We start from the raw sequence: 11,673 nt of genomic DNA, 5'->3' as shown, positions 1-11,673 counted from the left end.
GGCTTATTTTTTTTGTGCTTGATTTGAAGCTGATTAAATTGTTGTAGTAGTGTACATAATGACATGTCGCAGAAAATATGTTCCATACTGGAATTAGCAAATCGTTGGGTATATGCCCATTGATTTGTAGAAAATAATAAAGGAGAATCAAAAAATATGAAAAAAGCAACAAAGGTGATGTTGGGTGTTGTTGGAGCGGCGAGTTTAGGCTTATTTACAGGAGAACCTATTGTCCAAGCCGATGAGTTGCTTCCGCAAATCGGCGAAGGGTATTTAAAATCGGTCAATCAAAGTACGATCGATCGCATGAGTACGATGTCTTATGCGTTATCTTTCCAAATGTATCAATGGGGGGACATTGGTGTAAATGAAAGACTTACTGGAGATGAATACAATCCAAGAAATGTGTCTAGCCAAGCTTATTCGGTAGGTGTCAATAGTGATATGGGCACCAGACAAAGATCAAGAACTGTAAACACAAGTGTATTCCACAATAGTACGAACCAGAATCAAACCTTTACGACACCTTCGTACTCGGAGACTTATACGGACTCAACAACAACTTCGACCACGCAATCTGCTGGGGTATCAACATCGACTAGTACAGAGATCCGTGTACCAATGTTTGGTTCTGCAACCATGGGTGTCGAATTGAATTACAACTTTAGTTCAACGACTTCACAGACACGAGAGGTCCAAAAAAATTGGACAGTTCCTGGTCAAGCAATCAATGTAAGACCTGGGCATACCGTGGAAGTCAATTGGGTATTTTATACTGGAGAAGCCACAGGATCAGTTAACTTAGAGCAACAGATCCGAGCAGATATCCCATACAAAAAAGATTCTGTTGGCCGCATCCATACATATGGTGTAGGAACTGTCGTTGGAGATCGCCAAGTACTTTCTGATAGTTATTGGAATCGTTACATTTCTGAAAGCCGGAACAATTGGAAACAAGTTAACGCCAATGTAGCAGGTCGTAGGATAGGCGGAGGAACGTATCGTGTCGATTATGGTTCTGGATTTGTTTTAGAAGCCTTTGACCGTACAACTGGAACAAAAGAAATCATTGCGACAGGCTACCAATTTTAATTGAACATAGTTTTATGAAACATAAAAGAAACCGATCGTCAGAAGTAATAACTTCTTGACGGTCGGTTTTTTTCAGCAAAAATCATCCTTTTTTCATTGCTTGGATTTTTTCTTCTTCGGGTGTAACGATGATCGTTTTTTGGTTTTCGTAAATCACATATCCAGGTTTTGCGCCATTCGGTTTGCGGATATGTTTGACTTGCACTAGATCCACAGGCACCTGTGCAGAGTGGCGATATTTTGAGTAATACGCAGCTAGTTCCGCAGCTTCCGTAATGGTTACATCAGAAGGTTGATCACTCTTGATGATCACGTGAGACCCTGGAATGTTTTGCGCGTGCAACCAGTGATCTGTTTTTCTTGCAGTCTTCATGGTTAATTGATCGTTTTGCAGATTGTTTTTACCAACTAAGATCTCGGTGCCGTCAGAAGAGAAGTAGCGATCAGGTTGTGAAGGTTTTGCTTTCTTTTGTTTTTTACTTGTTTTCTTTTTCAAGTAGCCTTCTGCTAATAGCTCTTCTTTGATCACTTCAATATCCATTGGTCCAGCAATCTCTAATTGTGAAAGGACAGATTCAAGATATTGGATCTCGCTTTTCGCTTCTTCGATTTGTTTGCCGATCAATTTGACCGCATTTTTAAGTTTCTGGTAGCGATGGAAGTACTTTTGCGCATTCTGATTAGGTGTTAAGGCGGGATCAAGAGCAATCCGGATTGGTTGGTTCTCTTCATAATAGTTCGCCAATGTCACTTCAGTCGCGCCACGAGGAACTTGAGTCATAAAAGTTGTCAATAGTTCGCCATCACGACGAAATTCCTCCGCATTTTCAGAATCAAGCAAGGTCTGTTCGCGCTTTTTCAATTTATTGCGATTACGTTTCAGTTCATTTTCGATTTTACGGATCAGTTCGCCGCCTTGTTGTTTCGCTCGGTCTTTTTCCGCTTTTTCTTGGTAAAACGCATCTAACAACGCGCTTAATGTTTCGTATTCTTGCACTGAATCGGCTTGTTTCGCTAATTCTTGATAAGCAATCGGCGTAAAGTATTCTTTTGTACCCACTTCATAGTGTGTGGGTGTAGGTTGATCGATCGCAGTAAAGAATTCTTCCCAAACAGCCATTTTTTCATTCGGACGTTGATTGATCCGTTCGATCAATTCTAATGCAGTGTCATGGCCCAATCCTTGAAATGCTTGTTGCAGTGCTTTTGCATTTGGCTCGATTTTTGATAAGCGTTCAAATACTTGTTCTTTTGTTGCTTCAAAAGGATCAAGTACCGCTTGTTCAGGTGGTGCGACATATTCGACACCAGGGAGTAACGAACGATACGTGTTTTGTGAGCTGCCGATATGCTTGATCGCGTCTAGGATCTTTTGTGTTTGTTGGTTCACTAAAACGATGGTACTGTGTCGTCCCATCAATTCAACGATCAAAACAATATTTTGTAAGTCGCCTAGTTCATCTCGTTTTGAAAAATGGAAGTGGATCACTCGGTCATTTTTGATTTGCTTGATATTTTCTAAAATCGCACCATCTAAATGTTTACGCAACATCATCACGAAGTTCGGCGGATTTTCTGGATTTTGATAATCGATCTCTGTGATCTGGACACGGGCATAGCTTGGATGAGCAGATAACAACAATCGGTGGTTCTTTCCACGAGAACGAATCACCAAAATGATTTCATTTTCATACGGTTGGTGGATCTTTGAGACCCGACCAGATAATAGTGTTTCGCGCAATTCATGGATCATTGCATGGGTAAATACACCATCAAAGGACATGATTCATTCCTCATTTCTATTCATAAGTACACTTATTATAACGAAAAAAGAGAGGAAAGACCAATGGACCGGATGATTTCTTCTGTAAAAGAGAGATTAAAGAAAGAATTTACATGAAAAACTAGTGTTTTATTTCGTTCTTTCGCTTGATTTTAGGTATAATTAAAGAAAGAACAGGTGGGGGAAAAGAAGATGCAGCGATTGATGGTAGAGATAAAGGATAAAATCATACTAAGCTACACGAATTTATCAGAGGATTTTGAACAACATCCTCAAAAATATTTCAGACGGATCGGTCTTCTTCTGAGCTGTTCATTTTTGTTGACGGCTGCAATGTTTTTTTTGCCAAGTAAAATCAAAGAAGCACAGGTGGATACATTGATCTATTCCTCGATCCATTCCGAAAAGCTACAGCCTTTGCCATTTTCTTCCGCGCATCAAGAGATCACTGATAGTCGAGCCATCTCTGTCATGTTTAGTCTGCCGAAGGGTGAGCTTTACAAGCAAGTGGTGGATATATTTGAAGACCCGCAACAAAGCAGTGAGTTGAACCGGACGATTTTCTTCTATCCGCTCGTTTATGATACCCCAGAATTAGAACAACGTTATGGGATCGAAAAAGACAAAGTCACTATTATTTTCTTTGATGGCGGAGAAGAAAGAAATCGCTTAGTCCTCTCTGATGAAAATAAAGAAGAGCTTGAAAGAACTCTAGTTCCTGCACTGAATCGATTACCGTTGATCAACATCAAACAACTTGAAAAAGAATTAGCAAACGGCGAACAATCGGAAGAAACAACAGAGAGCACCTTAGAGTAAGTGTAGTGAAATACTTAGTGAAAAATAACAAAAAACCAAAAAAATAAAAAATTAGTTGACGGATAAATAAAATTCGATTAGACTTAGGATAACACTTAAAGGAAAGGATGGTCCAAGATGAACTTATCAATTCAATTTTTATCAGAACATAAAAATAATTGGCGTAACTGGCGTAGATAAGTTGTATCAAGGGCGAACTTTTTCGTAGATACAACTTTTTAGAGTACAACAATGTACGATTCTAAAGTTTGTATCTATGCTGGACAAGAATTTGACGACCGCATAGATGGCTCTATGCGGTTTTTTGTTGGTAAAAGACAATGACCGTACCAGCGGTGATTGTCTTTTTTTGTTCATTCGCTCGAAGTTACACACGTAGCCGATCTATTTAAAAAAATACATAACAAAAAGGGGAAATAAAAATGAAAAATAAACGATTGATCACAGTGATCGCACTGATACTTGTCTACTTGACCGGTACATTTATCTACGAAACAATCAAGGATCAACCACCTGTTGAAGGAAATCGAACGGATGATAAAAAAGTGGTTGGGGTTTTACAGTTCGTTAGTCATCCTGCTTTAGATGAAATCTATCGAGGGATCAAAGATGGATTAAAAGAATCAGGTTTGGAAGAAGGACGAAACCTAGAAATCAATTTCCAAAATGGTCAAGCCGACCAAAGTAAATTAGCTACCATGAGCCAGCAATTAGTCCAAAACAACCCAGACGTTCTCGTAGGTATTGCGACGCCAGCAGCACAAGCCATCGCAAACACTACAAAGGATATTCCACTTGTCTTAGGAGCAGTGACTGATCCTGTAGGGGCAGGGTTAGTACAAAGTTTAGAAGCGCCAGGGGGCAACATTACAGGAGTGTCCGATCAACCGCCGGTGGAAGCGCAGATCCAATTAGCGACAGAACTATTACCAGAAGCAAAAACAGTCGGGATTCTATATGCATCATCAGAAGACAATTCACGTTATCAAGTCAGCCAAGCAGAAGAAGCGGCAAAAGCTAAAGGACTGACACCAGTGAAGTATGCCGTCCCTTCAACGAATGAAATTGCACAAACCGTTCAAGTCATGAGCCAATCAGTTGATTTTATCTATGTTCCTTTAGATAACACGATTGCTAACGCGATGCAAACGGTCATCAAAGAAGCAAATAAAGCAGATATCCCAGTAATTCCTTCTGTCGATACGATGGTCGAACAAGGCGGGTTAGCAACAATCGGGATCAATCAATACGAATTAGGTGTTCAAACAGGAAAAATGGCAGCCGCTTTAGCAAATGGGAAAGAACCAGCCACAACCCCTGTCTATGTGTTTGATAAAGGCGATATCATCGTCAATGAAAAACAAGCAGAACTATTAGGCATCACGATTCCTGAATCCATCAAACAAGATGCAAAAGTACTCAAAGAGATCAAGGAGGAAGAACAATGATCGTATCCGCAATTTCACAAGGTATGTTATGGGCCATATTAGGTTTAGGGATTTTTATGACTTACCGCATTTTAGATTTCCCTGATATGACAACAGAAGGTTCATTCCCTCTTGGTGGTGCTGTCTGTGTAACAGCGATCACGCATGGCGTTAGTCCATTATTGGCAACGATTCTAGGTGTTTTAGCCGGAATGGCGGCTGGACTTGTCACAGGTTTACTGTATACAAAAGGAAAGATTCCGGTCATCTTAGCCGGTATCTTAGTGATGTCAGGTTTGAACTCAGTTATCTTGTTCGTGATGCGCACACCCAACCTTTCATTGTTGAATCATCCAGTCTTACAAGATGTGTTCCACGCACTACATTTACCGAATTATTTTGACACTGTCTTATTAGGATTATTATCTCTGGGCTTATTGATCAGCGTGTTGATTTTCTTCTTCAATACAGACTTAGGGCAAGGCTATATTGCTACTGGGGATAATGAGACAATGGCGCGTTCATTAGGAATCAAAACCGACCGTATGAAAATCTTAGGTTTGACTTTATCTAATGGAGTGATTGCTTTATCTGGTGCTCTGATCGCTCAAAACGATGGCTATGCGGATGTCAATAAAGGGATCGGCGTGATCGTGATCGGACTAGCTTCGATCATCATCGGGGAAGTCATTTTCCAGGAGTTGACATTGATCGAGCGTTTACTAGCAATCGTTGTCGGAAGCATCATCTATCAACTATTGATTTTAGCTGTTATCAAATTAGGCTTCGACACGACTTATCTGAAATTATTCTCAGCGATCATCTTAGCGGCTTGCCTGATGATCCCACAAGTAAAACAAGCATTGAAATTAAAAACTGGCTTTGAAAAGGAGGTCTAACGATGACAGCTATCTTAACGATCAAAAATGGTAGAAAAGTAGTCAACAATGGGATGCACGAAGAAAAAGTATTATTGGATGATATCCAATTGACCATCAATGAAGGAGATTTTATCACTGTTCTTGGCGGTAATGGGGCGGGCAAAAGTACTTTGTTCAATACGATTGCCGGAACATTGCAATTAAGTCAAGGTGGGGTCTATTTCAAAGACCAGCCAATTACTAAGTTGTCAGAAGAAGCACGAGCTTTATTTCTATCACGCGTATTCCAAGACCCGAAAATGGGGACTGCACCACGGATGACCGTTGCAGAAAATCTATTGTTAGCTCAAAAACGTGGCGAGAAACGGACGCTTCGTTTGCGTCAATTGAAAACCCAAAAAGAAGCGTTCTATAAAATATGCCAAGAAGTAGGCAATGGATTAGAGCAACATTTGGATACACCTGCTGGCGAATTGTCAGGGGGGCAACGACAAGCGTTAAGTTTATTGATGGCAACGATCAAAGCGCCAGAATTACTCTTGTTAGATGAGCATACCGCAGCGTTAGATCCAAAGACAGCCAAGCTACTAATGGAATTGACCAACCAACGCATCACGGAGCAGAAGTTAACGTGCTTGATGATCACGCACCGTATGGAAGATGCTTTGAAATATGGGAATCGCCTGATCGTCTTACAAAAAGGGCGGATCGTCAAAGACTTAGCAAAAGAAGAAAAACAAGCATTATCCATGAATGATCTCTTACATTTCTTTGAAGAAGTCATCGATTAGTCATTCGAGAACGCTATCTCCGTTTGACAAGTTTGTTTCCTTCAATTTATACTTGTGATAGCAGGTATAATAACAATCAAAATCAACACGATTCATATCAGAAAAAATGATTGATGCCGCTTGTTCCTTCGTAGGTTCTACGAATGGACGCGGCATTTTTAGCGTATTATAGGAGGCGTTCCATGATTTCAGGAAAAACAAGATTAGCAGGGATTTTTGCATCTCCCGTTACCCATAGTTTATCTCCATTGATGCATAATACAGCCTTTCAGGCTCGTTCAATCGATGCTGTTTACTTGGCATTCACAGTCGATCAAACGAATCTGAAAGAAGCGGTCGAAAGCATCCGCACATTCAACATGTTAGGTGTCAATCTTTCCATGCCTAACAAAACAGCTGTTATTCCTTATTTAGACGAATTAAGTCAAGAAGCGCAGTTGATAGGTGCTGTTAATACCATCGTTCAGCGAGACAACCGCTTGATCGGCTATAATACGGATGGCATGGGCTTCATGCGTTCAGTCAACGAAGCGGGTGTAGCGATCAAAAACAAAAAAATAATCATGCTAGGTGCAGGTGGCGCAGCGAAAGCAATCGTTGTTCAAGCGGCACTAGATCAAGCAAAAGAAATCGTCATCTATAAACGGAAAAATGCTACTTTTACGAGTGTCGTTGCGGATTTTGAGAAAGTTGCGGAACAAACCAACTGTCCCATCATCGTCAAAGATTATGCAGATACTGAACAGTTGAAAAAAGATCTTGAAGATACAGACCTTTTGATCAATGGTACCGATATGGGCATGGGCGCAAAAAAAGAGTTGATGCCAATTGATCCTCAGTTTCTCCATAAGAAACTCGCAGTTTTTGATTTGATTTATTCCCCTAAAGAAACACGCTTTCTAAAAGAAGCCAAAGCAATCGGCTGTCTTACACGAAATGGGCTAGGGATGCTGATGTATCAAGGAGCAATTGCCTTTGAGCTTTGGACAGGCGAGACCATGCCGATTGAGGAGATCCAACCTTTACTCGATTCAAAGGAATGAAACATGTGATATCAGGGGATTCGTTAGCTTTTAGTTAAATTTACGACGATCTTACTGTTTTTCATTAAGAAGTATCGTATGATTTTACTGAGTTGAACAAAGGGAGGAAATCAAATGAGTCGGATGGATCGCTATCAGAACATCCATAAAAAAGCAAAACCAATCAAAGAAAAGTCATCGCCGCTATCTTGGCGACGCGCAAGTAAGAAACAAGCTGAGCCTGAAGAGGAAGCAATCCCTTCTTATGAACAAACTTATGAAGAACGTCCTAGGGATTCTCGAAACTCAACGCCTTACGAAGAACAGGTCCATTCGGGACAACAACCCCAGAAAAAAGGACTCTTTAAAGAGAAACAGCCCAAAGGTCCACGCAAGAAGCGGTCTTGGTGGAAAATCATAGTAGGGATCTTATTATTTTTATTGGTCTTTTCACTGATTTCATTTTTCGTCGGCAAGTTCGTGGCTGAAAATGATCAGTCACTGGAACCAGCGACTTCAGAAACATTCAATGGCGCCCGATCAACAAGTGGCGCACACAACATTTTGATTTTAGGTAGTGATACAAGGGGTGAAGATGCGGGACGAGCAGATACGATCATGGTTCTCCAATTAGACGGACCTGCGCGTAAACCTAAATTGATCTCATTCATGCGGGATAGCTTCGTGACGATCCCAGGGGTCGGAGACAATAAAATCAATGCAGCTTATGCTTATGGTGGCGCTGAGTTGGTCCGACAAACCTTGTTAGAGAACTTTGGGCTGAACTGTCAATACTATATGAAAGTCGATTTCAAATCATTTGAAAAAGTGATCGATGCCATGTTCATGAATGGCGTGTCGATCGATGCTGAAAAAGACTTGAATCTAGACGGTGTTGATATCGCTAAAGGCAAACAACGAATGGACGGTCATGTGCTGTTGCAATATGCGCGTTTCCGGATGGATGAAGAAGGCGACTTCGGTCGTGTTCGCAGACAGCAACAAGTAATGGATGCGATTTTTGGACAACTAAAAAATCCATTGAACTTGATCCGTGCGCCATATGCTGCCGGAAAAGCAATCGGTTATACATCCACCGATGTACCGATGACTTTTTTAGTCAGAAATAGTTTCTCTATCTTACGTGGTGCTGGCGGAATCGACCGTTTAAGCGTCCCAGCGGATAATACTTGGAGCTACGGACAAAGCGATTATGCGGGTAGTATCCTCGTATTAGATAAACAAATGAACCGTGAAAAGATCGAACAATTTTTGAGTAAATGATCGTTGATGTTTTTTTAAAAGGCTTTTCTGGAGGTGATAACTTCTGGAAAAGCTTTTTTTGTGTGGATGTTTTGATTGCTATATAGTGTTTCTTTTTCTAATAGCTCCATTTTATCCTCCTCGCAAAAATCCACTTATTATTCAGATTGAATTTATTAACAATTTACATCTTTTATGAGCTTATTTTTTTACTTTTATTTCTTAAAAAATAAATTTTTGTTTCGTAGATATGACTTTATAAAAAAACAAGATAAATAAATCGGGGTAACTTGTCGATTTCTTTATCATGCGATAATATAAACTTATCAAGATGGTTATTTTTCTTAAATGCATATAAAATAACGATTTAAAAAATTTGGGTTTTCTTTTTAATTTTTTAGAGGTTTGGAGGATGATCATGAAATTTAAGCATAAGTTTGGTGATCCAAAGATAAATAGGTCTTTTTGTAAAGTATAGGAATTATACTCATTAAGTACATACATCATTATTTAGAAGAGGAAAAGACATGGAATTATTGGTAAAAGAAACATTAGCATTAGGGGAAAAAAGGGATATACTTTTTCCGTATTACGTCGGGTATACGTTCTTTAAGGAAAGTGATTACCAAGGAAAGGTCACCCACAAAGAGGCAATCTTAGCCTACCTAAACTATTTAAGTCGTTTGGCAAAAACAAATCTTTGGTCATCAAAAAAACGCGAAGAAACAGGAAAACCTGTTGACTGTGAAATGTATGTAGCGAAATTTCGTGAACTGAATTCTGATTCAATTACTTACACAGCAATTGATCCTACTACGTTAAACTTAGATGGCTACCCCATTGAAGTCAACGAAGAGATGATGGAAGGTACTGAACTTACTGCGGAAGAATTGTTTATGGATGGTGGGGTATATGAGGAAGCTTTTTTTAATGAATTTCATGGTACAAAGTTATCTAAGAAAGAATTTAATCTGGTAAATGAACGTTTCTTTCCTTTAAAAGATAAATTGATCATCTATTCATGGAATACAGAGTTTACAAATTATTTCAATTATGCGCGTGTGGGCTGGGGCGCCTATCTTTGGAGTGTTTATGATCCTAGAACCCAAATCTTTACGATCATCGAGATTTTTTTAGCAGAACAGGGGTAAGAGGATAACAAACCTATAAGTAGGTTAAACAATTGAATCATTAATCATGTGAATGAGGAGGACAGAATGAAGTTATTAAAAGAAGATACGTATCAATTTAAACAAAAACTTTATTTAAGAAAATTTCCAGTCGCTGGTCTTTTACTCGATTATGTATTTTTTGAAGAAACTGTTTATCGTGGATATTCCAGTCATCGTAAAGCCGCCCTTGAATTTATCAAAGTAATGAATGAAAAAAGAAATATTCCAGGTCTTCTATATACAGATTTGCATTATTTCGATCACTTACCCGTAGTATGTAGCCCAATTAGATTGAGTTATGCCGTAAATCCAGAGTTAATGTATGGAAAACAGATAAAGACAGATGTTTTCTTTTCTGTTGAAAAAGCAGCTTCTGGAAGCTATTTAAATTGGTATGCCCAGACATTTCTTTATCCGCCATATTCATATAGTGGGAACGAAGAAGATTTTATTTCCTTGAATAAATTATTATTCCCTAAGAAAAGTGCGTTAATCATTTATGCTTGGAATAACAATTGGTCGAATTACTTTTCTGCTGGGAGAGAATGGATGGATGCCTTTCTTTGGACGATTTACGATACTGCATCGAATAAGTTGACGGTCATAGGGTCTTCTATGACAGATTGAGTTTAATTAAGATTTTTAAACTTCGAGGAGGCAAAGACATGGAATTATTGGTAAAAGAAACATTAGAATTAAGAAAAAAAAGGGATATACTTTTTCCGTATTACGTTGGTTATACGTTCTTTAAGGAAAGTGATTACCAAGGAAAAATCACCCATAAAGAGGCAATCTTAGCCTACCTAAATTATTTAAGTCGTTTAGCAAAAACAAATCTTTGGTCATCAAAAAAAAGCAAAGAAACTGGAAAATATGTTACCCGTGAAATGTATGTAGCGAAATTTCGTGAACTGAATTCGGATTCAATTACTTACACAGCAATTGATCCTACTACGTTAAACTTAGATGGCTACCCCATTGAAGTCAACGAAGAGATGATGGAAGGCACAGAACTTACTGCGGAAGATTTATTTATGGAAGGTGGGGTATATGAGGAAGCTTTTTTTAATGAATTTCATGGTACAAAGTTATCTAAGACAGACTTTAATCTGGTAAATGAACGGTTCTTTCCTTCAAAAGACAAATTAATCATCTATTCATGGAATACAGAGTTTACAAATTACTTCAACTATGCGCGTGTGGGCTGGGGTGCCTATCTTTGGAGTATTTATGATTCTAGAACCCAAATCTTTACGATTATCAGTATTTATTTAGCAGAACCGGCGTAAGAGAATACCAAATCTATAAGTAGGTTAAACAATTGAATCATTAATAATGTAAATATAAATAAAAAAAAGAAAGTACTTTTTCCTTTAGTAAAAGTAAATAATTGGGTAATAAAAAACATAGGAAAATCAGAAAC

General features: G+C 38.9%; 11 protein-coding genes. 10 read left to right on the top strand and 1 reads right to left on the bottom strand.

Features of this window, described 5'->3' with window-relative positions; translation table 11 throughout:
• Nucleotides 1–156: 156 nt before the first annotated feature.
• Nucleotides 157–1,092: an ETX/MTX2 family pore-forming toxin gene (locus tag CUS89_RS10520; protein ID WP_104872093.1), complete on the top strand. Its 936-nt coding sequence runs from the start codon at nt 157–159 to the stop codon at nt 1,090–1,092.
• A gap of 82 nt (nt 1,093–1,174) precedes the next feature.
• Here the strand turns inward: CUS89_RS10520 and efbA are convergent, their stop codons facing one another.
• Nucleotides 1,175–2,875 (bottom strand): fibronectin-binding protein EfbA, encoded by a 1,701-nt coding sequence (gene efbA, locus CUS89_RS10515; protein ID WP_104872092.1) that lies wholly within the window; start codon nt 2,873–2,875, stop codon nt 1,175–1,177.
• 192 nt (nt 2,876–3,067) lie between these two features.
• Here efbA and CUS89_RS10510 point away from each other — a divergent pair, with 192 nt between their 5' ends.
• From CUS89_RS10510 to CUS89_RS10470, 9 genes are all read left to right on the top strand, one after another.
• Entirely contained in the window at nt 3,068–3,694 is a 627-nt protein-coding gene (locus CUS89_RS10510; RefSeq protein WP_104872091.1) for a hypothetical protein, read from the top strand.
• Nucleotides 3,695–4,116: 422 nt separating this feature from the next.
• Entirely contained in the window at nt 4,117–5,142 is a 1,026-nt protein-coding gene (gene trpX, locus CUS89_RS10505) for a tryptophan ABC transporter substrate-binding protein (protein WP_104872090.1), read from the top strand.
• Nucleotides 5,139–6,020, top strand: a complete 882-nt coding sequence (locus CUS89_RS10500) for an ABC transporter permease (RefSeq protein WP_019722826.1) — start codon at nt 5,139–5,141, stop codon at nt 6,018–6,020. Before trpX ends, CUS89_RS10500 begins: the two co-directional genes overlap by 4 nt.
• A 2-nt stretch (nt 6,021–6,022) precedes the next feature.
• On the top strand, nt 6,023–6,793 hold the full coding sequence (locus tag CUS89_RS10495; RefSeq protein ID WP_065095787.1) for an ABC transporter ATP-binding protein: 771 nt from the start codon (nt 6,023–6,025) through the stop codon (nt 6,791–6,793).
• Between the two features lie 182 nt (nt 6,794–6,975).
• A complete protein-coding gene (locus CUS89_RS10490) occupies nt 6,976–7,836 on the top strand; it encodes a shikimate dehydrogenase (protein ID WP_104872089.1) in 861 nt (286 codons plus the stop codon).
• 114 nt (nt 7,837–7,950) lie between these two features.
• Complete coding sequence (locus CUS89_RS10485; RefSeq protein WP_104872088.1) at nt 7,951–9,099, top strand: LCP family protein; 1,149 nt, start codon at nt 7,951–7,953, stop codon at nt 9,097–9,099.
• Nucleotides 9,100–9,605: 506 nt separating this feature from the next.
• Nucleotides 9,606–10,229, top strand: coding sequence for a hypothetical protein (locus CUS89_RS10480; RefSeq protein ID WP_104872087.1), 624 nt, complete (start codon nt 9,606–9,608; stop codon nt 10,227–10,229).
• A 66-nt stretch (nt 10,230–10,295) separates the two neighbouring features.
• Nucleotides 10,296–10,877, top strand: coding sequence for a hypothetical protein (locus CUS89_RS10475; protein WP_104872086.1), 582 nt, complete (start codon nt 10,296–10,298; stop codon nt 10,875–10,877).
• Between the two features lie 38 nt (nt 10,878–10,915).
• Nucleotides 10,916–11,539, top strand: coding sequence for a hypothetical protein (locus tag CUS89_RS10470; protein ID WP_104872085.1), 624 nt, complete (start codon nt 10,916–10,918; stop codon nt 11,537–11,539).
• Nucleotides 11,540–11,673 lie beyond the last annotated feature (134 nt).

The organism is Enterococcus mundtii (genome assembly GCF_002947535.1).
GTDB classification, from domain to species: Bacteria; Bacillota; Bacilli; order Lactobacillales; family Enterococcaceae; genus Enterococcus_B; species Enterococcus_B mundtii_B.
This window is presented reverse-complemented; position numbering and strand designations above follow the sequence as displayed.